The sequence below is a fragment of the Methylorubrum suomiense genome, assembly GCF_022179765.1.
GTDB lineage: Bacteria > Pseudomonadota > Alphaproteobacteria > Rhizobiales > Beijerinckiaceae > Methylobacterium > Methylobacterium suomiense.
In genome coordinates, this window is the sequence record NZ_BPRE01000015.1 from 135,697 (window position 1) to 159,236 (window position 23,540).

Below are 23,540 nucleotides of genomic sequence, written 5' to 3' on the forward strand. Positions count from 1 at the left end.
CGCGCCCCGCCCCCGCTCCCGGACCGCGATGTCGCCGATCGTCTCGATCGAGAACCTGTCGAAGGTCTACGCCTCCGGCCTCCACGCCCTTCAGGACGTGAACCTGACCATCAGCAAGGGTGAGATCTTCGCCCTGCTCGGTCCGAACGGCGCCGGCAAGTCGACCCTCATCAACACCGTCTGCGGAATCGTGACGCCGAGCTCGGGACGCATTCGCGTGGCTGGGCACGACCACCTCACCGATTACCGCGCCGCGCGCCGCATGATCGGGTTGGTGCCGCAGGAACTCACCACCGACGCCTTCGAGAAGGTGTGGGACACCGTCAGCTTCAGCCGCGGGCTGTTCGGGCTGCGCAAGGATCCCGGCCATATCGAGCGGATCCTCAAGGATCTCAGTCTCTACGAGAAGCGGGATAACCGCATCATGCAGCTCTCCGGCGGCATGAAGCGGCGGGTGCTGATCGCGAAGGCCCTCGCCCACGAACCGCAGGTTCTATTCCTCGACGAGCCCACCGCCGGCGTGGATGTCGAGTTGCGCCAGGACATGTGGCGTCTGGTGCGTCGCCTGCGCGATCAGGGCGTCACCGTGATCCTGACCACGCATTACATCGAGGAGGCCGAGGAAATGGCCGACCGGGTCGGCGTGATCCGGAAGGGCCGCATCATCCTCGTCGAGGACAAGGTCGAGCTGATGCGCAAGCTCGGCAAGAAGCAGCTGACCCTGCATCTCAACGAGCCGATCACCGCTCTGCCCGACAGCTTGGCCGATTTCGGCCTCCAGCTCGCCTCCGGCGGCCGCACGCTGATTTACACCTACGATACCAAGCGGGAGCGTACCGGCATCACCGGATTGCTGACCGACCTCGCCGCCGCCGGCATCGGCTTCACCGATCTCGACACCAGCCAGAGCTCGCTCGAAGAGATCTTCGTCGATCTCGTCCGCGAGCGGGCTTGAGGACTTCCGTCATGAACCTGCCGGCAGTCCTGGCGATCTATCGCTTCGAGATGGCGCGCTTCTGGCGCACCGCGCTCCAGAGCATCGTGGCGCCCGTGATCGCGACCTCGCTCTATTTCGTGGTCTTCGGAGCGGCCATCGGTTCGCGGGTGCAGACGGTCGATGGCATCGCCTACGGCGCCTTCATCGTCCCCGGTCTGATCATGCTGTCGCTCCTGACCCAGAGCGTGTCCAATGCCGCCTTCGGCATTTATTTCCCGCGCTTCGCCGGCACGATCTACGAGCTCTTGTCCGCGCCGATCTCCCCATTCGAGGTCGTGCTCGGCTATGTCGGCGCGGCGGCGACCAAGTCGATCTTCATCGGCCTCGTCATTCTGGCGACGGCAGCGATGTTCGTGCCGCTGCATATCGAGCATCCGGTCTGGATGGTGGCGTTTCTCCTCCTGACCGCCCTGACCTTCAGCCTGTTCGGCTTCGTCATCGGTCTGTGGGCGGACGGCTTCGAGAAGCTCCAGCTCGTCCCGCTGCTCGTCGTGACGCCGCTGACCTTTCTCGGCGGAAGCTTCTACTCGATCGAGATGCTGCCGCCATTCTGGCACGGCGTGAGCCTCCTCAACCCGGTGGTCTACCTCGTCAGCGGCTTCCGCTGGGCCTTCTTCGGCAAGGGCGACGTTTCGGTCGGGATTAGCGTCGGCGTGACGTTCCTATTCCTGGCGCTGTGCCTCGGGCTGGTGACGTGGATCTTCCGCACCGGGTACCGCCTGAAGAGCTGAAGCGGGATCAGCCTCCCGTCATCGGCGGGAAGAAGGCGATCTCCTGCGCGCCGGCGATCGGGCTGGCAGGCTTGGCATGGACGCGATCGATGGCCGTGCGCACGACGTCTTCCGCCTCGAAGGCATAGGCATATTCCTCGCCGCGGGTCTTCAGCCAGCCGATCAGGTCGGCCACGGTCGCGACCTCGGCCGGCGGGTTCACGGTCTCCTCGGGCTTTCCGACGCGCTCGCGCACCCAGGCGAAATAGACGAGTTTCATGCGCGTGCTCCCGCACCCGCACCAGTCATGCGGATGGTCCTCAAGGCTCGAACGAATTCAGCGCGGATCGTCGATCGCGTGCCGGACACCGGCTCTCATGTAGTCCCAGCCGGTATAGAGCGTGAGGGCGGCGGCGAGCCACAGCAGAACGATGCCTAGCGTCATGCTCCCCGGGAACAGTTCCTCCGCCGCCGGACCGGCGACGAGAACGCCGAGGGCGAGGAGTTGCACGGTCGTCTTCCACTTGGCGATGCGGCTGACCGGCAGTCCGACCTTCAGCTCGGCCAGATACTCGCGCAACCCCGACACCAGCACCTCACGGCACAGGATCACGATCGCGGCTCCGATCGACAGCCCCTCGATGGTGCCGTCGGCCGCCAGCATGAACAGGCAGGCGGCCACAAGCAGTTTGTCGGCGATGGGATCGAGCATGCGACCGAGGGCCGAACTCTGCGCGTAGGCGCGCGCCACGTAGCCATCGAGGTAATCGGTGATGGCCGCGACGACGAAGACCCCGAACGCGGCCCAGCGTGCCGTCAGCTCTTCCGGCCAGAACAGCAGGACGACCACGACCGGGACCGCGACGAGGCGGCCATAGGTGAGGCAGTTCGCAAGCGTCCAGGCCGGCGACCGGCGTCGAGGGAGGACGGCGTTCATCGGCGCCGAGAAATCATGGGCCGGGGAGGGCGTCAACCGCGGTGTCTGCGGCGCATCCTCGCGAACCGGAACGAAAGCGGGGCCGGGGACGGGTTCAGGCATTGGTGTGGAAGAAGTCGTAGACCGCTCGGGCGGTGGCGGCATTGACGCCCGGAGCCTTGGCGAGATCGTCCAGAGCCGCCCGCTGAATCGCTTTGACGGTTCCGAAATGGTGCAGGAGCGCGCGCTTGCGCGTCGGCCCGATGCCGGCAATCTCGTCCAGGGGGTTCCTCGTCATCTCGCGTTTGCGACGGGCGCGGTGGGTGCCGATGGCGAAACGGTGTGCCTCGTCACGCAGGCGCTGAACGAAATAGAGCACCGGATCCCGTGGCGGCAGCTTGAAGGGCGGTCGACCAGGCAGAAAGAAAGTTTCTCGGCCGGCGTCCCGATCTCGTCCCTTTGCGATTCCGACCAGCGGGACATCGGTCACGCCAATCTCTGCGAGCACCGTCCGCACGGCCTCCAATTGGCCGGCGCCGCCATCGATCAGCACGAGGTCGGGCCAAGCCGGGAAGGTGTCGATATCTTCCGGAACCGTCTCCGCTTCGGTCGCGGCGGGTACTGCCTGCCCCTCCACCGCCGCGTGCGGCTCGCCCACCTCCGCCTCCCGGGGCGTCCGGGGGGCCTCCTTGGCCAAGCGCTTGAAGCGGCGGGTCAGCACCTCCCGCATCATGCCGAAATCGTCGCCGGGGGTCAGTTCCTCCGACTTGATGTTGAAGGTGCGGTAATGCGTCTTCATGAAGCCGGTCGGGCCCGCGACGATCATCCCACCCACCGCGTTCGTGCCCGAGATGTGGGAGTTGTCGTAGACCTCGATCCGGCGCGGCGGCTTGTCGAGCCCAAGCGTCTGGCCCAGCGCCGTCAGCAATTTGCCCTGCGAGGCGGTGTCGGCGAGGCGTCGGCCGAGGGCCTCCTTGGCGTTGCGCTTGGCGTAATCGACGAGGTTCCGGCGCTCACCCCGCTGCGGCAGGTGGATCTCCACCCGGTGTTCCACCCGGCTGGACAAGGCCGCGGCCACCAGCTCCGCATCCTCGACGGCATGGCTGACGAGCACCACACGCGGCGCCGGCTTGTCGTCGTAGAACTGCGAGATGAACGACGCGAGCACCTCCTCGGCGCTCATGGATCGATCCGCTTTCGGGAAATAGGCGCGGTTGCCCCAGTTCTGGAAGTTCCGGAAGAAGAACACCTCGATGCAGAACTGACCCGCCTGCTCGTCGAGGGCGAAGACATCGGCTTCCTCGACGCCTTGCGTGTTGACCCCCTGCGTCCCCTGAATGGCGGAGAGCGCCGCGATACGATCCCGGAAGCGCGCGGCGCGCTCGAATTCGAGCGCCTCGGCGGCGCTCTGCATTTCCTCCCGCATCCGGTCCTTCACGGCGTTGGATTTGCCGGACAGGAAGGCACGGGCATTGTCCGCGAGGGCGATGTAATCCTCGGAGGCGATCTCACCGGTACAGGGACCGGAACAGCGCTTGATCTGGAACAGCAGACAAGGCCGGGTCCGATTCTCGTAATAGCTGTCGGAGCAGGTGCGCAGCAGGAAGGCCCGCTGCAGCGCGTTGACGGTGCGGTTGACCGCCCAGACATTCGCGAAGGGGCCGTAATAATTGCCCTTCCGGCGCCGCGCACCGCGATGCTTGACGATCTGGGGGGCCGGACCGTCGCTGGTGAGCAGGATGTAGGGGAACGATTTATCGTCCCGCATCAGCACGTTGAAGCGCGGCTTCAACTGCTTGATGAGGTTGGCTTCCAGCAGAAGCGCTTCCGTTTCGGTGGCGGTGGTGACGAACTCCATCGCCGCCGTCTGCGCGATCATGCGCGCGATGCGGTTCGAGTGGGCCTGACCCCGTGCATAGGAGCCGACTCGCGCTTTCAGATTCTTGGCCTTGCCGACGTAGAGGACATCGCCCTTATGGTCGAACATCCGGTAGACGCCGGGCGAGGACGGCAGGGTCGACCAGAATCGACGGATGATCTCGGTGCCGACTTTGACCGCGCCGTGATCGATATCGAAATCGATCTCGGGCGCCTCGTCGAGGGCCGCGATCTCGTCGGCCCCCTGGGTCTCGCCCTCGTCCTCGTCGAAATTCTCGGGCGGGACGTCCTCGAAGCTGGATCGGGTCGCGCGGTTCATGCCGCTGATGTAGGCCGACGCGATTCCGGTTGGAAGGGCAGCGCCGGATCCATGTCCGGCTCATTCCACGTCGGCGTTGGTTCAGTCGAACAGCGCGTCGATATCCGACTGATCGACATGGCCGGGATCGTCGTGGAGCTTGGGCCCGTTGAGCAGCGAGCTCTCGTCGTCCTCAGACGGTCCGATCGCATCGACCGCCAGGAGATCCCGGAAGCTGTCGAGCCCGCTCCAGGCATCGATCACCCGGTCGAGATGCTCCTCGACGAATTTCAGGACACCGACAATCTTGCTGATGCGCTGCCCGGTGAGATCCTGAAAGTTGCAGGCCTCGTAGGCGCCGATCACGCTGTCGAGAATCGCGTCGACATTCTCCTGGGCCGCCTTCGGCAGGCGCACGCCGCGCATCATGTTGGCGTTGGTCTCGATCCGCTCGATCGCGCCGAGGATCGTCGAGGTGGCCTGCTCGGTCGACTCGACGACGGCATCGAGCTCACCGGCGACGCGGCGCATGCCTTTGCCGGAATGCTCGGAGCGGTGGAGGCTGGCGATCTCGGTCTTGGTGCGGGTGATCGCTTCCTTCATCAGTTCGAGTTCGTGACGCATGGCGAAGGCTTCACCGAGTTCGCGTCGGCAGGCTTCCACGGTCTCGCTCGCGCTCATCTGGGTGATGCGGCGAAGGTCGTTGATGGCGGCGAGGATCTCCTCGATACGCGGGCTCGGCGCGGCCTCGACCGGCTGCACGGGCGCAACCGGGGTGGCCAAGCCGAGGCTGTCCTCGATGCGGTAGCGCTTGGTCATCATCGGTCGTGTCGGCCTTCGGAATCGCGTCGTCGCGATACAATCCCGCGCAGTGGTTTCCATTTGCTGAAGATGGCCCATCCCCGTCGCCGTTAATCGGACATTGACGACATCGATCGATTTGCGGGGGCCCTTCCGCGATTCACCATCTTCATTCATCGGCCGCGAGCGGCCTTGCCGGACCCTTGCGCCATCCTGAGCAATCGGCGGGAGGGAACGATGCGGTTCGGATGGCGCGGGGTGGTGTTCTGCCTCGCCATGGTGGGATCGGGGCCGGCCCTGGCCCAGGCGCGCGCGCCGATCCAGCCCGGTCAATATGGCGGCGGCTTCATCGAATACCTGATGACGGGCAGCGCCCAGGGTCAGCCCTCTTCATCCGCCTTCGACGGCTACGGTGCGGTCTCCGCGCGTCCCTCCGAACCCCGAGCCATGATGCGGCCCGAGTCTCGCACCCGGTTGGCGGCGCTGCCGTCGCAGCCGATGGCGGAGGAGGGGGCCATCGCCCGCTCGGCCGATCCGCGCTTTGCCCGTCAGGTGGTTTCGTATGACGGCCCGGGGCGGCCCGGCAGCATCGTCATCGATACCCAAGCCAAATACCTCTACCTGATTCAGCCGGGTGCCCAAGCGATCCGCTACGGCATCGGCGTCGGTCGGCCAGGCTTCGTGTGGACGGGGACGAAGTCGGTCACGAACAAGCGCGAATGGCCGGATTGGACGCCGCCCGCCGAGATGCTGGCACGCCGTCCCGATCTGCCGCGACACATGGAGGGCGGACCCGGCAATCCGCTCGGCGCGCGCGCGCTCTATCTCGGTACTTCGCTCTACCGCATCCACGGCACCAACGAGCCGCACACGATCGGCCAGAACGTCTCCTCGGGCTGCATCCGCATGATGAACGAGGACGTGATCGATCTCTACGAACGGACGCCCGTCGGCACCCGCGTCGAAGTGATCTGACCTGATCGGCGAGGGTGTCGCCACCGGCTTCTTCGAGGGTCGGACGCCTTTCCACGCATTGTAACGAGCCCGAAAAAAAGCCCGACACCGCGAGGTGCCGGGCTTTTCCGCGCTACGTCAGGGCCGGATCAGGCCCAATCGTCGTCACCGCCATCGCTCAGGTCGCCCCCGAAATCGCCGCCGCTGTCGCCGCCTCCGAAGCCTGCGCTCTGGAAGCCGCCGTCACCGCCACCGAGGGCAGAACCGAGATCCTGGTCGCCGCCCGAGCCGCCGAAGTAATTGTTCTCGACGATGGTATCGCCGCCGCCGGTCAGACCGGCTGCCGACGCGCTACCCAGGCTCGAATGCCCGCCGGCGAACGCGTTGGACAGGGCGCTGCCGAGCAGCATGCCGCCGGCCGCGCCCGCCGCCATGGGAAGGGCGGTCGCAAGGAAGCCGCCACCGCGGGCCGGTTGCTGCTGCGCGTAACCGGGCTGGCCACCCCACGGACCGCCCTGCTGGGGACCGCCATAGCCACCCTGCTGCCCATAGCCGGGCTGCTGGCCATAACCGGGTTGCTGATTCCCGTAGCCGGGCGGCTGCTGGCCCCAGGCCTGTCCGGCCTGGCGCTGCGGCTCGGGGCGACTGCCGCCACCGAAGATGCTCGACAGGAAGCCGCCGCCGCCGGACGACTGGGGTTGAGCCTGCTGCTGGCGGGCCTGCTCCAGCTGCTGATTGAGGCTCTTGATCGCTTCTTCCTGCACGTAGATCAGCTGCGCCATGGCGTAGGGCGCGTAGGGCTGGCTGCGCAGCTTGTCGGCGATGAAGCGCTCGGCATCGGCGTCGCGGGGCTGGCCGGATGCCTGTTCGAGCCGCTGGAAGATGCCGTTGATGATGTCGCGTTCTTCGCTGTTCATGGAGCCGTCCTCCTGAAGCGCCGGCGTCGCTGGCGTGGTGATCCACCGTGCGGTGCCGCTGAGATGGGTGATCGGCCGAGCTAATGTAAGAGCCGGACGAGAGACGGTGCCTTCGGCACCGCCGCCCGTGAGGGGAGGGCGGGCACCGGAATCCTGCCTCATGGCTTGAACGAACGAGATCGGATTTTCGACGCAGTCAAACTTGCGTGGCCACGAAAAAAGCCCGGCGCGGAAGCGCCGGGCTTCTTCGAAAAATAAGGAAGTGGCCCTTCAAAGGGCCACCGCCGCGTTCGGCTTAGTACGAGCCGAACTTGTAGTTGATGCCAGCGCGGACGACGGCGAACTCGCTCTCGCGAACCTGACGGCCGCCGCTGACGAGCAGGACGCCGGGGCTGTTCACGGTGACGGTGCGGCCGGCGTTGTCGACGGCGAAGGCGCCGTTGCGGGCCGAACCCTGGTCGAGGTTCACGTACAGGCCTTCGACCTTCAGCGTGACGGCCGAGGAGCGGAAGAAGTTCAGGAAGCTGTCGGTCGGCAGGGCGTACTCGACACCACCGCCGGCGGCCCAGCCGGTCTGGAAGTCGTTGCTCGACACGCCGGTGCCGAAGTCACGGCCGCCGCCGCCGCCGTAGGCGAAGCCGCCGGTGCCGTAGACGAGGGTGCGGTCGAAGGCGTAGCCGAGGCGGCCGCGCACGGTGCCGAAGTAGTCGAGGCCGGAGATGCCCGCCGGGTTGAACACCTGCTGAGCGGCGAGGCCGTTGACGCCGGCGGCGCTGTTCACGACCTGGAAGCGGTTCCGCTCACGGCCGAAATCAGCGTACTGGGCGTCGGCCTCGATACCGACGACGAAGCCGGAGCCCGGCGTGAACTGATAGTTGTAGCCGATCTGACCGCCGCCGACGAAGCCCTCGTTGGTGCGGTTGTTGTTGAAGGCGACGACGGCGGTGGTGCCGGCCGGCACGAGGCCCGAGGCGTCGTTGAGACCGAGGACGGTCGCGCCGTTGCGGTTGTCGTTGGTGCCGAAGCCGTAGCCCGCGTTGAAACCGGCGTAGAAGCCGGTCCAGGTGAACACGGGGACCGGGGTGAACACCGGCGGCGGGGCGGCGCGGCGCGGCAGATCGGCGGCGAGGGCGGAACCCGCGACGACGATACCGGCGAGAGCCGTACCGGCCCGAAGAATAGCTTTCATTACTCTGGTCCCTTTTGACTGTGCCGGCGCTTTCGTGAAGCGCGGCGGCACGGTGCCCCGTATCTATTCCAGCATCTCGCAAGATGCTGTTGCGGCCCGATCACGCCGACCGTCCCGAAGGCGGCCCCTTTGTGGCGAAGATCGTTTTCGTCCGTCAGTTCGAACATCAAACGTCACCAAACGGCCAAGGTTCATTTATGGCCGAGCTTTTCTTGGTGACATTCGTTGACAGATTGTCGCAGCCCTTAGCCGCGGCGATCCGCTGCCCGAACGGCTTACGACGGCGCTGCGGGATGAGCATGTGCGGCACCGCACAAAAGCTCGGCCGCAACGGACGCCCCCGGACGAGGTGTGGCTTTATGGTATCAGGGCGATCGCCGAGATCAGACGGCCGTAATCGCGTTCGCCGCGATGGGTCGTTCGGCGGAAGCTGTAGAAGCGCTCCGCATCGGCATAGGTGCAGTGCCCGAGCACGGTCGCCTCGCCGATGCCGGCTTGCCGAAGACGATCCAGAATGAAGGCGGGCAGATCGAACTGCGCACGATCCTCGCGACCTCGGGCGAAATACGGCGCGGAGCCCGGCACCTCGGCCTGAAAACGGGCCACGAAATCGGCGCCGACCTCGTAATTCGCCTGAGAGATCGTCGGCCCGAGCACGGCAACGATCGATGGACGGGCGGCGCCCAGACGCTCCATCGCGGCCACCGTCGCCTCGACCACCCCGCCCAGGGCGCCCTTCCACCCGGCATGGGCCGCGCCAACGACGCCATTTTCGGGATCGGCGAACAGGATCGGCCCACAATCGGCCGTGGCGATTCCCAGCGCGAGACCGGGCACCCGGGTCACCATCGCGTCCGCCTTGGGCCGTTCCGCAAAGGGCGCTTCGACGGTGACCACGTCGGCGGAATGTACCTGATAGAGGCTGACAAGGTTTTCGGGCGGCAAGCCGAGATGCTCGCACATCCGCGACCGATTCTCGGCGACGGCGCCGGGCGCGTCGTTCGAGCCGAGGCCGCCGTTGAGCGAGGCGTAGAGACCATCGGACACCCCGCCCTGCCGCGTGAAGAAGGCATGCCGCAGGGAGGCGTGGGCGCTGAGTTCGGGCGCTTCGATGAACATGGGATCTCCCGGGCTCAGGCGGTGGAGGGAAGGGCAGGTAGCCGCGCAACGGCCGGGTGGCTGATGCCGAGGACCTTGAAGAGGGCGCCCATTCCGCGCGGGTTCGGGTCGGTCAGGCGGGCGACGGCCGCGTCGATCTCCGACACCTGTTCAGGCCGCGCCCGCGCCTTGAGCCGGGCTGCGCGATCTTCGAGGCCGAGTGCGAGAAGGAAATCGCGCTGCGAGACGGGGCCGTGAACGACCGCTCCCTCGGCGATGGCGGCGCGAGCGAGGGCGGAGAAGTCGACATGAGTCGTGAGATCCGCCTCTCCCGGTCGCGCGAGTGGATCCGCGAAGCGGTGATCCTCAAGGGCTTGGAGCGTGTCGCCGAAGCCGGCCCGCTCATGCCCGTAATCGATGGCGAGGAGCACGCCGCCGTCGCGCACGAGGCGGCGAGCGAGATCGCGCATCGCGCCAAGGCTCGCGCTCGGCACCGTCAGCACGGCGCCGTCCGCGGCCTCGGCGGTGATCTGCGGATCGGGCTCCGGATCGAGTCCGAAGATCAGATCGGTCTGGTCGGCATTCAGGCCGATCCGGCGCTCGCACCAGCCGCGCGGGGTGCGCACGAATTGGCGGACAGGCAACGCGTCGAAGAATTCGTTGGCGATGACGAGAAGCGGTGCTTCGGGCAGGCTCGTCACGCTGTCGTGGAAGACAGGGCTGGCCCCGGCCAAGCGCTCCGCCTGAAGCGCCCGCAGAACCGGGCTCGTTTCGACGAGATGCAGGTCGAACGCTGCGCCCGCGGCCCGCAGGGAACGAAGGGCATCGCTCATCAACGTGCCGCGCCCCGGTCCGAGTTCGACGAGGCAGGGGCGCGGTCCGAAGAATCCGGCGAGTAGCGTGGCGGCCCAGGCGCCGATCAGCTCCCCGAACATCTGGCTGATCTCCGGCGCGGTGACGAAATCACCGGCCACACCGAGGGGATCGCGGGTGGCGTAGTAGCCGTGGTCCGGATGGCTCAGGCACAGGGCCATGTAGCGGTCGAGGCCGATCGGCCCGTCGGTGCGGATCATCCGTGCGAGCACCGGGAAAAGCGGCGTGGACACGCTCAGATCTGCCCGGCCTCGGCCTGAATCTCGGGGCCTTCACGCCGGGGCCGCGTGACGCCGCGGGCGGCCAGAACAATGGCGGCAAGGCCGACGATGGCCATGGGCAGGCAGAGCAGCATGCCCATGGTGATGCCACCGCCGAGGGCATCGACGTCGCGGCCGAACAGGAAACCCAGCTGACGGTCCGGCTCGCGGAAGAACTCGCAGAAGGTGCGCGTGACCGCGTAGCCGAGAACGAAGATGCCGCCGAGCAAGCCGGGTTTGCGGAAGCCGTAGCGCCAGACCGCGAGCGCCATGACGATGAACAGGAGCAGCCCCTCCGTCGCGGCCTCGAACAATTGGCTCGGATAGCGCGGCACGTCGCCCCCGGTCGGGAAGATCACCGCATAGGTAAAATCCGGCGCGGGCCGACCCCAGAGCTCGCCGTTCACGAAATTGGCGATGCGGCCGAAGAACAGGCCGATCGGTACGACCACGGCGGCGATGTCGAGCATCGTCAGGCCGTTGAGGCCACGCGCACGGGCGAAGAGCAGGAGCGCCAGGATCGCACCGAGGAAACCGCCGTGGAACGACATGCCACCGTTGCGGATCGCCAGGATCTCCAGCGGCTGATCGAGATAGAGCGGAAGATTGTAGAACAGCACGTAGCCGATGCGCCCGCCGAGCACGACGCCTAGAGCCACCCAGACCACGAGGTCGTCGATATCAGGCAGACTGGGCCGCGTGGTGACGCCCCAGAGCGAATCCGCCTGGACCAGCCGTCGGGCGTAGAACCATCCGCCGATCAGCCCCACGATGTAGGAAAGGGCGTACCACTTGATCTCGATCGGCCCGAGCGAGACCGCGACCGGGTCGATGGCCGGAAAGGGCAAGGCGAGGATCGGCGGCATCGGCGGCCCTTGGGCGACGTTGTCGAGAAGGCGCGCCGCATTGGACCCGCATGCCTCCGGGCGTCAAGGCGGGCGGGTTGCGCGCCGAGCGGCCCTGGGCGCAGGCTCACGGTGATCCCTCGATTCAGGAGGACAGATGCTCGGCAACACGGAAATGGTGGCGCGTCTGCTGCTCGCGGGCGCCATGGGCAGCGTGGTCGGATTCGAGCGCGAACGACTGCTCTGGGCGGCCGGCCTGCGGACCCACATGCTGGTCTGCGTCGGCGCTTGCCTGTTCATGCTGGTCTCGGCCTTCGGCTTCGGCGACGTTCTCGGCCGCAAGGACGTCGTGCTCGATCCCTCCCGGGTGGCCGCTCAGGTGGTCTCCGGCATCGGCTTTCTGGGTGCGGGCACAATTCTCCTGCGCGGTGAAGTCGTGAAGGGGCTCACCACCGCCGCGAGCCTCTGGGCGGTGGCGGCGATCGGGCTCGCGGTCGGCGGCGGCCTCTACGTCCCGGCCGTGGCCGCAACCGTGCTGGTGGTCGGCATCCTCGCCGGGGTGAAGCCGATCGAGGAACGCTGGCGTGATCGGATGCAGTCCTGCGAGATCCATCTCACGGTGAAGGCCGGCAGTCTCGCGATCGACGCGGTGCCGGATCTCACCGGCGAGCGTGCCTCGCGCATCCGGCAATTCGTGGTGCGACCGGGCGATGAGCCGGGCTTGGAGGACGTCACCATCACTTTCGCCCGTCTGCCGCGGGCTCATGTCGAGGCCGTCGCACGCCGGTTGCGCGAAAATCCTACGGTGATCCGGGTTCGATCCGGTCCAGATCTCTAGCGGGTCCGAGATTCGCTACGTCATCAACCGGGGAAATCAGAGACGATCACCTTCGCGCACGGCCAAACTGCGCTAGGACAAGCGGATCTTACAACGGGAACCGAGCCGCATGGCACTGAGACACGTCAGCACCAGCCCTTTTGCGGACCAGAAGCCGGGCACTTCGGGACTGCGCAAGAAGGTTCCGGTGTTCCGGCAGCCGAATTATGTCGAGAACTTCGTTCAGGCGATCCTCGACTGCATCCCGGAACGCGACGGCGCGACCCTGGTGATCGGCGGTGACGGCCGCTTCTTCAATCGCGAGGTCGTCCAGATCGCCATCAAGATGGCGGCAGCCAACGGCCTGGGTCGGGTGCTGGTGGGACGCGACGGCCTGCTCTCGACGCCGGCGGCCTCGTGCGTGATCCGCAAACATGGCGCCATCGGCGGCATTGTGCTCTCCGCCAGCCATAATCCCGGCGGACCGGACGGCGATTTCGGCATCAAGTTCAATGGCGCCAATGGCGGCCCGGCACCCGAGAGCGTCACCAGCGCGATCTTCGAGCAAACCAAGACGATCACCGCCTATCGCATCTCCGATGCGCCCGATCTCGATCTCGGGGTCACCGGCACGAGCGAGATCGACGGCATGTCCGTCGAGATCATCGATCCGGTCGCCGATTACGCCGAGTTGATGCACTCGCTGTTCGACTTCGAGGCGCTCACCAAACTGTTCGCCTCCGGCTTCCGCATGCGCTTCGACGCGCTCTCGGCGATCACCGGACCCTATGCCAAGGCAATCTTGGAGGACACGCTGGGGGCGGAGGCCGGCACCGTCGTCAACGGCGAACCCAAACCCGATTTCGGCGGTCACCATCCCGATCCGAACCCGGTCCATGCCCACGAGTTGTTCGACCTGATGCACGGCCCCGATGCACCCGATTTCGGTGCTGCTTCGGACGGCGACGGTGACCGCAACATGATCGTGGCGCCCGGCCTGTTTGTGACGCCGAGCGACAGCCTCGCCATCCTCGCGGCCCATGCCCATCGCGCGCCCGGCTACGCGACGGGGCTCGCCGGCGTGGCCCGCTCCATGCCGACGAGCCGCGCCGCCGACCGTGTGGCGGCCAAACTCGGCATCGAGGCGTTCGAGACGCCGACCGGTTGGAAGTTCTTCGGCAACCTGCTGGATGCCGGCCGCATCACACTCTGCGGCGAGGAGAGCGCGGGCACCGGCTCGAACCATGTGCGGGAGAAGGACGGTCTCTGGGCCGTTCTTCTCTGGCTCAACATTCTGGCGGCGACGGGCAAGCCGGCGCAGGATCTGGTGCGGGCGCACTGGGCCGAGTTCGGCCGGGACTACTACACCCGCCACGATTACGAGGAGATCGATTCCGATGCCGCGAAGCGGCTGATGGACGGACTTCGGGCCAAGATCGCCTCTCTCCCGGGCCAGACGATCGGCGGGCTCACGGTCAAGACGGCGGACGATTTCCGTTATGTCGATCCGGTCGACGGATCGGTCACCGAAGCCCAGGGCGTGCGCATCACCTTCGCGGAGGACGCCCGGATCGTCTACCGGCTCTCCGGCACCGGCACCGCCGGGGCGACGCTTCGTGTGTATATCGAGCGCTACGAGAGCGATCCGACGCGCCTGGAGCAACCGGTGGCGGAGATGCTCGCGCCGGTCGTCGCGGTCGCCCGTGAACTCGCCGACATCGCGGCGATCACCGGCCGGGCCGAGCCGAGCGTGGTGACGTAGGCGCTCGGCTGCACCGGTGAGGTCCGCGCGCCGATCGCGCTCCGGACCTCACCGCGCGGCGCGCTCGCACGATGCTGCCGTGAGAGACTAGTAACGCCCTCGGCCTATCCGCGCATCGACGCTCCAGGGGCCGGGGCCGGCGAAGAAGATGTAGAGGAAGACGAAGCAGTACAGGATCGCCGCATCGCCCCCGTTCAGGGCTGGAAACACGCTCTTGGGCGCATGTGCGAGGAAATAGGCGACGGCCATTTCACCGGAGAGCAGGAACGCCACGGGCCGGCTGAACAGACCGATCAGGAGCAGGGCGCCGCCGACGAGTTCCAGCACGCCCGCGATCCACGGCAGGCTGAACATCGCCGGGTCCATGGTGCTTGCCGGGAAGCCCAAAATCTTCTGCGTGCCGTGCGCCATGAAGATCAGGGCGGAGACGATCCGCAGGACGCTCAGCATCCGCGGGGCCCAGGGTGCGGTGGTGGTGGATAGGTCCATGCCTCGGTCTCTCCGCTCGGTTCGTCCGATCAGCTTCCGTAGCTCTGAACGAGCGAGCCGGCCACCAGCGTCCAGCCATCGACCAGCACGAAGAAGATCAGCTTGAACGGCAAGGCCACGGTCGCTGGCGGCAGCATCATCATGCCCATCGCCATCAGCACCGAGGCGACGACCAGATCGATGATCAAAAACGGGATGAACAGCAGGAAGCCGATCTCGAAGGCCCGGCGCAGCTCCGAGATCATGAATGCGGGCGTGACAACCTCCAGCCCGATCGCCTCGGGCCCGGCCGGCACGGGCTGGCGTGCCATGTCGAGGAACAGCTTCAGATCCTTCTCGCGGGTGTTGCGCAGCATGAAGGTCTTGAACGGGCCGGATGCCCGTTCGAAGGCCTGGGACTGGCTGATCTGATTGGCCAGGAGAGGCTCGATCCCGGCCTTGTAGGCCTCGCGGGCGGTCGGAGCCATCACGAAGGCCGTCAGGAACAGAGCGAGGCTGGTGACCACCGCGTTGGGCGGCGCGGTCTGCGTTCCGAGCGCCGAGCGCAGGATCGACAGAACGACGACGATGCGGGTGAAGGCCGTCGCCATCACCAGGACCGACGGGGCCAGCGCCAGGACGGTGACGAGGGCGACGAGTTGCAGCGCGCGCTCGGTCGTGCCCCCCGCGCCGAGGTCGAGTGTGACGCTCTGGGCGAGAGCGGCGCCGCTGCTACCCGCCGTGAGCAGAGCGGCGAGCGTGAGGGTTCGCAATCGCTTCGACAGAGTCATCGCAGGCCGCAGCCGGAAATGGCTGGTGGGGTGACCGGGCTGGCGGATCGGGCAGCCGCCTCTGGGGAAAGACCACGACCAGCTCATGGTGCGCGGCACCGTACCGGTTCGACGATGCTTCAGATCTCGCCGTCGCCGACGACACCGGCTTCGTCCTGGGCCTGGAGCACCGCGGGGCGGGGCATCGAGATGATGTTGTAGCCGGAATCCACGAAATGGACCTCGCCCGTCACACCTCCCGACAGGTCGGATAAAAGATACAGGGCCGAATTGCCGACATCGTCGAGGGTAACCGTCCGGCGCAGCGGGGCATGCGCCTTCTGGTGATTGTACATCAGCCGCGCATCGGCGATGCCGGCACCGGCCAGAGTCCGCATCGGACCGGCCGAGAGGGCATTCACCCTGACGCCGTCGGGTCCGAGATCGGTCGCGAGATAACGGACCGATGCTTCCAGTGCGGCCTTGGCGACGCCCATCACGTTGTAGTTCGGCATGACGCGGGTCGAGCCGGCATAGGTCAGCGTCAGCAGAGCACCGCCACGGGGCATGCGGGTGGCGGCACGCTGGGCAATCTCGGTGAAGGAGAAGCACGAGATCGTCATGGTCCGCGAAAAATTCGCCCGGGTCGTCACATCGACGTAGCGGCCCTTGAGCTGCGATTTGTCGGAAAAGCCGATGGCGTGGACGATGAAATCGATCCCGTCGGGGAAGCGCTCGTCGAGGGCGCTGAAGACGGCGTCGACGGAGGCAATATCCTCGACGTCGCAGGGCAACACGATGTCCGAGCCGACCGAGGCGGCGAGCGGCGTGACCCGCTTGCCGAGGGCATCCCCCTGGTAGGTGAAGGCGAGTTCGGCTCCGTGCTGGTGCAGCGTCTTGGCGATACCCCAGGCGATCGAATGATCGTTGGCGACACCCATGATCAGGCCGCGCTTGCCCGCCATCAACCCTGTCATTCGCTTTAAACCCGTACGCGTTTCAGGTGGGGCGCCGCAGCACCGCCCCGACGCTTAGCGCGCCGGATGCGCGCCTGTCCACGCGGGAGCAATCAAGCGAAGGCCCCGCCCGCTCGTGCGGGACGGGGCCTCGGAGCTGCCGGAAAGGGGATCAGAAGTAGCCGCGAGTGCCCGACTGGGCGTCGTCGATGAGCGTCTGCTTGGCGCGCCAAGCGACACTGCCCGCAACGGCGACGCTGAGCAGACCAATAACGACGAGCGAGGCGACCATGAAGCGATCCCGTAAAGGTCTGAGGGGAACGCAGTTCTGGATGCGCGGTTCCGAATGGCTGCCAGTCTAGCTCTAGCCGCAAGCCTAGCCTTATTGCTCGCGACTGCGAAGGAACACTGTGCAGCGCCGCAAATGTCTTATGCGTCCGGATGTTTCAGAACGAGGGTCGCATTCGTTCCCCCGAAGCCGAACGAGTTCGACATGACATGGCTGAGCTTGGCGCCGTCGCGCCGTTCGCGCAGGATCGGCATGTCGGCGAAGGCAGGGTCGAGCTCGTCGATATGCGCGCTTTCACAGATGAAGCCGTTGTTCATCATGAGAAGCGAGTAGATCGCCTCTTGGACGCCCGTAGCACCAAGGGAATGGCCGGTGAGCGACTTGGTGGCCGAAATCGGCGGGCACGCCTCACCCGCGCCGAACACTTCGCGAATGGCCTCGATTTCCTTGTCGTCGCCGACCGGCGTCGAGGTGGCGTGCGGGTTGATATAGTCGATCTTCACGCCCTTCAGGTCTTCCATGGCCTGACGCATGCAGCGCATCGCGCCCTCGCCCGACGGAGCGACCATGTCGTGACCGTCCGATGTTGCGCCGTAGCCGGCGATCTCGCCGTAGATGCGCGCGCCGCGGGCCTTGGCGTGTTCGAGTTCTTCCAGCACCAGCACACCGGCACCGCCCGCGATGACGAAGCCGTCACGATTCGCATCGTAGGCGCGCGACGCCCGGGCCGGGGTGTCGTTGTAGCGGGAGGACATCGCGCCCATGGCATCGAACAGGACCGAGAGCGTCCAGTCGAGATCCTCGCACCCGCCCGCGAAGATCACGTCCTGTCGGCCGCCGCGGATGATTTCGGCGGCATTGCCGATGCAATGGTTCGACGTCGCGCAAGCCGAGGAGATCGAGTAGTTCACGCCACGGATCTTGAACCAGGTCGCGAGGGTCGCTGAGGCGGTCGAGGACATCGCCTTCGGGACTGCGAACGGGCCGACGCGCTTCGGGCCCTTGTCCCGCGCGATTGCTGCCGATTCGACGATGGTGCGGGTCGAAGGACCGCCCGAGCCCATGATGATGCCGGTGCGCTCGTTGGAGATTTCGTTCGCCTCGAGGCCGGCATCCCGGATGGCCTGATCCATTGCCACGTGATTCCAGGCGGTACCCCCACCGTGGAAGCGCATGGCGCGCCGATCCACCGCTTCCTCGGCGACGAGGGACGGTGCTCCGGCGACTTGGCTGCGGAAACCGTGCTCGGCCTGCGACTCCGACCGCGCAATCCCGGAACGGGCCTCGCGCAGGGAGGCGAGCACCTCCTGGGTGTTGTTGCCGATGGACGAAACGATGCCCATCCCGGTGATGACGACACGCCGCATGGTGGCTCAGGCTTGTTGTGCCACAGGCGGTGCGGCACTTCGTTAACGGTCAACTAGGATGCCGCGCCGGCAATCTCAACTGGTTGATTGGTGGCCCGGACCGAAACCCGACGGCCCCGCCTCAAACGACGTCGGCAACGCCTATCGCCGTCGGCAGGCCGATCGGCTCGAAATCAGGCGCGGAATAGAGCCACACGCAGGTCGCTCGCCTCGTAGATGCGCCGGCCGTCCGCCTCCAGCCATCCGTCGGCGATGCCGAGGACGAGCTTGCCCGTGCGGACGCGCTTGATGTCGATGCCGTAGACCACCTGCTTTACGGTCGGCAGCACCTGATCCGAGAATTTCACCTCGCCCACGCCGAGCGCGCGGCCACGGCCGGGGGCCCCGAGCCAGCCCAGATGAAAGCCGACGAGCTGCCAGAGCGCGTCGAGGCCGAGGCAACCGGGCATCACCGGGTCGCCCTTGAAGTGGCACGGAAAGAACCAGAGATCCGGCCGGATATCGAACTCGGCCAGGACGTGCCCCTTGCCATGGGCGCCGCCTTCGGTACCGATCGAGGTGATGCGGTCGAACATCAGCATGGGGGGCAGCGGCAGCTGAGCATTGCCGGCGCCGAACAGCTCCCCGCGACCGCAGGCCAGTAGCTCCTCATATGAGTAGCTCGAAGCCCGCTGCGGCGTCGCGGTGTCGTTTTGCGGGTCGGTAGAGGCCATGGAGAGGGTGCGTCCTCGCTAACGGACGAGTCCGATCGGTGCCGGACGGGGAATGACGGGGTCGGCGCCTCGTTAGCACAAGCTCCGCCGGCGCTCAAAGCGTCCTCGCTCTCCAATCATAGAGATTGCGAGCGCGATGCATCCGGCGTCCCGCATTCGAACGGAACGCGAGGTTCGGTCATCTTTTCCCCAACCATTCGAACCACGGCGTTTCGGTCCCCCCGATCATCTATGTTTCTCGGGGGCACCGAACCCCGAGCTATGCACTCACTGGGGGAACGCACCTGCGTGGCCATGCTTCGGGTTGCCGCAGGCGGGTGCGGACCGTATACTTGCCAGATCATTGTCTGCCTAAAGGTTGGGAATCACTCCCCGCGATGTCCGATCTGTTGCCCCTCCAGGCCGTGCTGAACGCGCGAAGCTCCCTGCCGATCGACGCTTCCGGCCCGCGTCGCGGCTGCCCGCTGTCCGATCTGCGTGATCGCCTGCGTCGTGCCGGATTGCGGCCGACCCGCCAGCGCCTGTCGTTGGGCTGGCTCCTGTTCGGGCGCGGTGACCGCCACCTGACTGCGGAAATGCTCTACGACGAGGCCATGCGCGCCAAAGTGCCGGTGTCGCTCGCGACCGTCTACAACACGCTGCACCAATTCACGGAGGCCGGGCTGCTGCGTCAGCTCGCGCTCGACGGGTCGAAGGCCTATTTCGACACCAATCCGAGCGAGCATCACCACTTCTTCCTGGAGGAGGAAGGCAAGGTGCTCGACATGCCGGAATGCGGAATCTCGGTCGATTCGCTGCCCGAGGCCCCGGAAGGCATGGAGATCGCGGGCGTCGAAGTCATCGTTCGCCTGCGCCGCCGCCAGGTTTCCGGTCGCGGCTGAGCCGCTCAAATCCTGACTATGAAAAGGGCCCGGTTCTCCGGGCCCTTTTTATTTGTCTCAGTCGATCTTCTCATCCGGATAGACACCCCAAAGGCGGTCCTGCCGGATGTAGCCGTCGACATCGCCCTGCTTCTGCGGCAGCGCCACGACGAGGCGGCACCAACGGCCGGTGCAGGTCTTGACGCTGCCGATGACGCCCGGCTGCAGCCGTGCCTCCTCGCCGGAGGTTTCATCGGCCCGCGCCTTGAGCGGCACCGTGGATTTCGCGGCGTCGGCCTTCTCGCCCGAAGGCGGGATGACGACGGCTGTGCGGCGTCCGGACAGGAGCGAGTGCAGCACCCACCCTTCGGTGCCCTCCGAATCGCGGATGCGCCGCCAGGTCTCGAACTCGGCGACGATCTCAATCGGTAAACCAGCACGCTGAAACACCCAAAGGGTGCGATGATCCTTGGACGGACCCTCGCGCAGATTCACGCGATCGGTCTTGAGGCTGGCATAACGCGGCAAGGGCAGCTTGGTGACCGGTCCCTTGCCGACCTCGGAGGCGGCCGGGGGTGGAGCCGGCGCCGCGCGTGACGTCAGCGGTGCGATCAGGGCCAGCACCGCCGCCAGGATCGCGAGGCGGGCGGGGTTGACCAGGGGAAGGGCAGGCGGGCGCATGGTCCTCGTCTCCGAACCTTGGTTCCTCGAACAAACGAACGCGAATTCGATCCGCCTGGGGGGCGAACCGGTCCGCATTGTGTTCCCCAACCTCTCTGGTAGAGAGGCCGGACGTCCTGCGGCGCGGCCGGGGATCGGCCGGTTTGCCGCCGGCCCATCTGGCCGCGACGTGGTTAAAGGAGCGTAAGCCGGACCTTGTCCGGGCCGGCGCCGCCGGGAGGGATCATGTCGTCAATGAAGCGCAAGCCGCTCGTGGTCGTCACCCGGCGTCTGCCGGACGCGGTCGAGACGCGCATGCGTGAATTGTTCGATACGCGCCTGAACCACGACGACGCGCCGCTCTCGCCGGAGGCTCTCGCCACCGCGATCCGCGAGGCGGACGTGCTGGTTCCGACCGTGACCGACGAGATCAATGCCGGCCTGCTCGCCCAGGCCGGACCGAATCTGCGGCTCATCGCCAATTTCGGCAACGGCGTCGATCACATCGACGTGGGGGCCGCCCTGGAACGGGGCATCACCGTCACCAACACGCCCGGCGTGCTGACGGAGGATACCGCCGACATGACCATGGCGCTGATCCTAGCGGTCGCCCGGCGGATCGCCGAAGGCGCGCGCATCATCCCCGACGACGACTGGACCACCGGCTGGTCGCCGACTTGGATGCTCGGCCGCCGCATCACCGGCAAGCGCCTTGGGATCGTCGGCATGGGCCGTATCGGTCAGGCGCTCGCCCGTCGGGCCAAGGCCTTCGGCCTGTCGATCCATTACCACAACCGCCGCCGGGCGCCGACCGCGATCGAGGAGGCGCTCGACGCCACCTACTGGGAATCGCTGGATCAGATGCTGGCCCGCGTCGACATCGTGTCGGTCAATTGCCCGCACACACCCGCGACCTATCACCTGCTCTCGGCTCGCCGGCTGAAGCTGCTCAAGCCCGAGGCCATCGTCGTCAATACCGCCCGCGGCGAGGTCATCGACGAGAACGCCCTGGCGCGCCTGATCGAGGCGGGCGAGATCTCGGCGGCAGGCCTCGACGTGTTCGAGCAGGAGCCTGCGGTGAGCCCGCGCCTCGTTCGCCTCGCCCGCACCGGTAAGGTCGTGCTGCTGCCGCATATGGGCTCGGCCACTCACGAGAGCCGCACCGAGATGGGCGAGAAGGTCATCATCAACATCAAGACCTTCATGGACGGTCATCGGCCGCCGGACCGCATCCTTCCCACCATGCTCTGAACGCAGTCGAACGGGGGCCATCGACCAAGGCTGCCCGATGGCGGGAAGCTGCGGAGCCATCCCGCTGCGTTCAAGAGTGGGACACGGCTGCGTGCGGTGTCCTCGGGTTCCGGCGGGAGGCGGAGACGTCCGATCAATCGTCGATCCCCGGCGCGCCGTTACCGGCCCCGGGGGGGATCACTCCAACATCGACGGCACGGCATCGCCTCGAATGGCCGCTTTCGCCCGTGCCGAATCCACGTCCATCTGCGCGATCAGCGCCTCGGCGCTCGCAAACTTCTCCTCGCCCCGCAGATAGGCGACGAGCTCCACCGCGACCTCCTGGCCGTAGAGGTCGCCCGCGAAATCGAACAGATGCGCTTCCAGCAGCGGCGCACCGTCGTCGAAGGTCGGACGGCGACCGTAGCTCGCGACGCCGTCGATGAGCCGTCCATCGGCGAGGCGGACCCGTACCGCGTAGATGCCGTGGGCGAGGCCGCAGGAATCGAGGGCGAGATTGGCGGTGGGGTAGCCGAGCGTGCGCCCGCGCTTGTCCCCGTGGCGCACCTCGGCCAGCACGAACCAGCGATAGCCCAGCAGCGCGTTGGCCCGGGCCGTATCTCCCGCGGCGAGCGCGGCGCGGATCGCGCTCGACGAGATCGGCTCGTCGCCCGGTCCCGCCCCCACGGCCGGCACGACCCGGCAGGCCATACCGGCATCGGCGCAGAGCGCGGCCAGGATGGCAGGCGTGCCGGCGCGCCCCTGCCCGAAATGGAAATCGTGGCCGATCACGACGCCCGAGAGGCCGAGATCGTCGCGCAACCAGCCCTCGACGAATCCGCGAGGGCTCGTCGCCGCGAGGGTTCCGTCGAAGCGCCGCACGAACAACCCGTCGAGACCGAGCCGCGCGAAGACGATCTCCTTGGCGCGCGGCCCGGTGAGGCGGAACATCGGTTGATCGGGAGCGAAATAGGCGCGCGGATGCGGCTCGAAGGTCAGCACGGCCGCCGGCCGCGATCCGGCTTCCTGACGAACGGCATCGATCAGCGCGCGGTGGCCGCGATGCACGCCGTCGAAATTGCCGAGCGCCGCCACCGCCCCCTGCAGGGCGGGCGGAACCGGGTCGTCCGCTCCACAGACCGTGAACGGACGGTCCGACGCGTTCGGGCCGGGCTCGGTGATCGGATCGCCTGACGGCATCGGCTCCTGCGGGGCATCACGGCGGACCGGAGCGGGCGACGTCGGACGACGCCCTGGCCGCGAGATGCGGCTTGGCGAAAACCGCATGCCCGGTCAAGCGACACGGACAGGCGCCAAGCGCACAGGGATCGTTCGCGTGAGGCCGGTCGGCACGCAAACGCGGCGATTAAACCTTTCGCAATTCGCGGATGTCTAATGTTGCCGAGACCGGAGGCTCCCGGCACCTGCGCTCGCGAGACAGCGCGTCCAGGTGAGCCTTCCGCCTCGACACAGGGACAACGGAGTACGATTCATATGGCCCTCGACCTCAGCATGCCGATCCTGGTGGTCGACGACTACCAGACCATGGTGCGCATCATCCGCAACCTTCTGAAGCAGCTCGGCTTCGAGGACGTGGATGAGGCCTCCGACGGCACCGCCGCGCTCGCCCGCCTCAAGGGCCGCAAGTACGGCCTCGTCATCTCCGACTGGAATATGGAGCCGATGACGGGCTACGAGCTGCTGCGCCATGTGCGCGCCGACGAGGGTCTGCGCACCACGCCGTTCATCATGGTCACGGCCGAGTCGAAGACCGAGAACGTCATCGCCGCCAAGAAGGCCGGCGTGAACAACTACATCGTCAAGCCGTTCAACGCCGCGACGCTCAAATCGAAGATCGAGGCGGTCTGCGGTGCGTGACCGACCTCGACCCTCGCCCGCCGCGGAGAGCCGC

24 protein-coding genes are annotated in these 23,540 nt (G+C 66.8%); 8 read left to right on the forward strand and 16 right to left on the reverse strand.

Translation table 11 applies throughout. From position 1 onward, the window contains the following. The first annotated feature begins 28 nt into the window (after positions 1-28). Together MFF26_RS20960 and MFF26_RS20965 are read left to right on the forward strand one after the other, a co-directional pair. Complete coding sequence (locus MFF26_RS20960) at positions 29-955, forward strand: ABC transporter ATP-binding protein (RefSeq protein WP_137828132.1); 927 nt, start codon at positions 29-31, stop codon at positions 953-955. An 11-nt stretch (positions 956-966) separates the two neighbouring features. Continuing rightward, positions 967-1,728, forward strand: coding sequence for an ABC transporter permease (locus MFF26_RS20965; RefSeq protein ID WP_137828131.1), 762 nt, complete (start codon positions 967-969; stop codon positions 1,726-1,728). Between the two features lie 7 nt (positions 1,729-1,735). Here the strand turns inward: MFF26_RS20965 and moaD are convergent, their stop codons facing one another. From moaD to MFF26_RS20985, 4 genes are all read right to left on the reverse strand, one after another. After that, positions 1,736-1,987, reverse strand: a complete 252-nt coding sequence (moaD, locus tag MFF26_RS20970) for a molybdopterin converting factor subunit 1 (protein ID WP_137828130.1) — start codon at positions 1,985-1,987, stop codon at positions 1,736-1,738. 57 nt (positions 1,988-2,044) lie between these two features. Then, the gene (pgsA, locus tag MFF26_RS20975; RefSeq protein WP_238308500.1) at positions 2,045-2,644 is read right to left on the reverse strand and encodes a CDP-diacylglycerol--glycerol-3-phosphate 3-phosphatidyltransferase; all 600 of its coding nucleotides are present in this window, start codon (positions 2,642-2,644) and stop codon (positions 2,045-2,047) included. Between the two features lie 94 nt (positions 2,645-2,738). Beyond that, positions 2,739-4,820 (reverse strand): excinuclease ABC subunit UvrC, encoded by a 2,082-nt coding sequence (gene uvrC / locus MFF26_RS20980; RefSeq protein WP_137828128.1) that lies wholly within the window; start codon positions 4,818-4,820, stop codon positions 2,739-2,741. 81 nt (positions 4,821-4,901) lie between these two features. Further along, entirely contained in the window at positions 4,902-5,621 is a 720-nt protein-coding gene (locus MFF26_RS20985; protein ID WP_137828127.1) for a protein phosphatase CheZ, read from the reverse strand. A 216-nt stretch (positions 5,622-5,837) separates the two neighbouring features. Between MFF26_RS20985 and MFF26_RS20990 the strand changes: the two genes are divergently transcribed. Beyond that, positions 5,838-6,575 carry a L,D-transpeptidase gene (locus MFF26_RS20990; RefSeq protein ID WP_137828126.1) on the forward strand — a complete coding sequence of 246 codons (738 nt, stop codon included), beginning with the start codon at positions 5,838-5,840 and terminating at the stop codon, positions 6,573-6,575. Positions 6,576-6,703: 128 nt separating this feature from the next. On the opposite strand, the gene MFF26_RS20995 is transcribed toward MFF26_RS20990, so the two are convergent. From MFF26_RS20995 to lgt, 5 genes are all read right to left on the reverse strand, one after another. Then, a complete protein-coding gene (locus MFF26_RS20995; RefSeq protein ID WP_137828125.1) occupies positions 6,704-7,471 on the reverse strand; it encodes a DUF2076 domain-containing protein in 768 nt (255 codons plus the stop codon). Positions 7,472-7,766: 295 nt separating this feature from the next. Beyond that, positions 7,767-8,660: an outer membrane protein gene (locus MFF26_RS21000; protein ID WP_137828124.1), complete on the reverse strand. Its 894-nt coding sequence runs from the start codon at positions 8,658-8,660 to the stop codon at positions 7,767-7,769. A 357-nt stretch (positions 8,661-9,017) separates the two neighbouring features. Next, positions 9,018-9,779: a peptidoglycan editing factor PgeF gene (pgeF, locus tag MFF26_RS21005; RefSeq protein ID WP_137828123.1), complete on the reverse strand. Its 762-nt coding sequence runs from the start codon at positions 9,777-9,779 to the stop codon at positions 9,018-9,020. A 14-nt stretch (positions 9,780-9,793) separates the two neighbouring features. Next, positions 9,794-10,831 (reverse strand): class I SAM-dependent methyltransferase, encoded by a 1,038-nt coding sequence (locus tag MFF26_RS21010; RefSeq protein ID WP_373324510.1) that lies wholly within the window; start codon positions 10,829-10,831, stop codon positions 9,794-9,796. Positions 10,832-10,866: 35 nt separating this feature from the next. After that, entirely contained in the window at positions 10,867-11,757 is an 891-nt protein-coding gene (lgt, locus tag MFF26_RS21015) for a prolipoprotein diacylglyceryl transferase (RefSeq protein WP_137828121.1), read from the reverse strand. A 136-nt stretch (positions 11,758-11,893) separates the two neighbouring features. On the opposite strand from lgt, the gene MFF26_RS21020 reads away from it, so the two are divergent. Together MFF26_RS21020 and MFF26_RS21025 are read left to right on the forward strand one after the other, a co-directional pair. Beyond that, positions 11,894-12,574 (forward strand): MgtC/SapB family protein, encoded by a 681-nt coding sequence (locus tag MFF26_RS21020; protein WP_137828120.1) that lies wholly within the window; start codon positions 11,894-11,896, stop codon positions 12,572-12,574. A 109-nt stretch (positions 12,575-12,683) separates the two neighbouring features. After that, positions 12,684-14,315: an alpha-D-glucose phosphate-specific phosphoglucomutase gene (locus MFF26_RS21025; RefSeq protein WP_137828119.1), complete on the forward strand. Its 1,632-nt coding sequence runs from the start codon at positions 12,684-12,686 to the stop codon at positions 14,313-14,315. An 87-nt stretch (positions 14,316-14,402) separates the two neighbouring features. Here the strand turns inward: MFF26_RS21025 and MFF26_RS21030 are convergent, their stop codons facing one another. The 5 genes from MFF26_RS21030 to fabA form a co-directional block, all read right to left on the reverse strand. After that, on the reverse strand, positions 14,403-14,804 hold the full coding sequence (locus MFF26_RS21030) for a DoxX family protein (RefSeq protein ID WP_137828118.1): 402 nt from the start codon (positions 14,802-14,804) through the stop codon (positions 14,403-14,405). 29 nt (positions 14,805-14,833) lie between these two features. After that, positions 14,834-15,574 (reverse strand): flagellar type III secretion system pore protein FliP, encoded by a 741-nt coding sequence (gene fliP / locus MFF26_RS21035; protein ID WP_137828117.1) that lies wholly within the window; start codon positions 15,572-15,574, stop codon positions 14,834-14,836. Positions 15,575-15,693: 119 nt separating this feature from the next. Further along, positions 15,694-16,530 (reverse strand): enoyl-ACP reductase FabI, encoded by an 837-nt coding sequence (fabI, locus tag MFF26_RS21040; RefSeq protein ID WP_137828116.1) that lies wholly within the window; start codon positions 16,528-16,530, stop codon positions 15,694-15,696. Positions 16,531-16,938: 408 nt separating this feature from the next. Continuing rightward, entirely contained in the window at positions 16,939-18,165 is a 1,227-nt protein-coding gene (gene fabB / locus MFF26_RS21045) for a beta-ketoacyl-ACP synthase I (protein ID WP_137828115.1), read from the reverse strand. Positions 18,166-18,338: 173 nt separating this feature from the next. Further along, entirely contained in the window at positions 18,339-18,878 is a 540-nt protein-coding gene (gene fabA, locus MFF26_RS21050; protein WP_137828114.1) for a 3-hydroxyacyl-[acyl-carrier-protein] dehydratase FabA, read from the reverse strand. Between the two features lie 377 nt (positions 18,879-19,255). On the opposite strand from fabA, the gene irr reads away from it, so the two are divergent. After that, the gene (irr, locus tag MFF26_RS21055) at positions 19,256-19,759 is read left to right on the forward strand and encodes a Fur family transcriptional regulator Irr (protein ID WP_137828113.1); all 504 of its coding nucleotides are present in this window, start codon (positions 19,256-19,258) and stop codon (positions 19,757-19,759) included. A gap of 57 nt (positions 19,760-19,816) precedes the next feature. Here the strand turns inward: irr and MFF26_RS21060 are convergent, their stop codons facing one another. After that, positions 19,817-20,419 (reverse strand): SH3 domain-containing protein, encoded by a 603-nt coding sequence (locus MFF26_RS21060; protein ID WP_137828112.1) that lies wholly within the window; start codon positions 20,417-20,419, stop codon positions 19,817-19,819. A 225-nt stretch (positions 20,420-20,644) separates the two neighbouring features. On the opposite strand from MFF26_RS21060, the gene MFF26_RS21065 reads away from it, so the two are divergent. Further along, entirely contained in the window at positions 20,645-21,649 is a 1,005-nt protein-coding gene (locus MFF26_RS21065; RefSeq protein WP_137828111.1) for a 2-hydroxyacid dehydrogenase, read from the forward strand. Between the two features lie 177 nt (positions 21,650-21,826). On the opposite strand, the gene MFF26_RS21070 is transcribed toward MFF26_RS21065, so the two are convergent. Then, complete coding sequence (locus MFF26_RS21070) at positions 21,827-22,828, reverse strand: bifunctional riboflavin kinase/FAD synthetase (RefSeq protein ID WP_137828110.1); 1,002 nt, start codon at positions 22,826-22,828, stop codon at positions 21,827-21,829. A gap of 294 nt (positions 22,829-23,122) precedes the next feature. On the opposite strand from MFF26_RS21070, the gene MFF26_RS21075 reads away from it, so the two are divergent. Beyond that, on the forward strand, positions 23,123-23,506 hold the full coding sequence (locus tag MFF26_RS21075) for a response regulator (protein ID WP_137828109.1): 384 nt from the start codon (positions 23,123-23,125) through the stop codon (positions 23,504-23,506). Positions 23,507-23,540 lie beyond the last annotated feature (34 nt).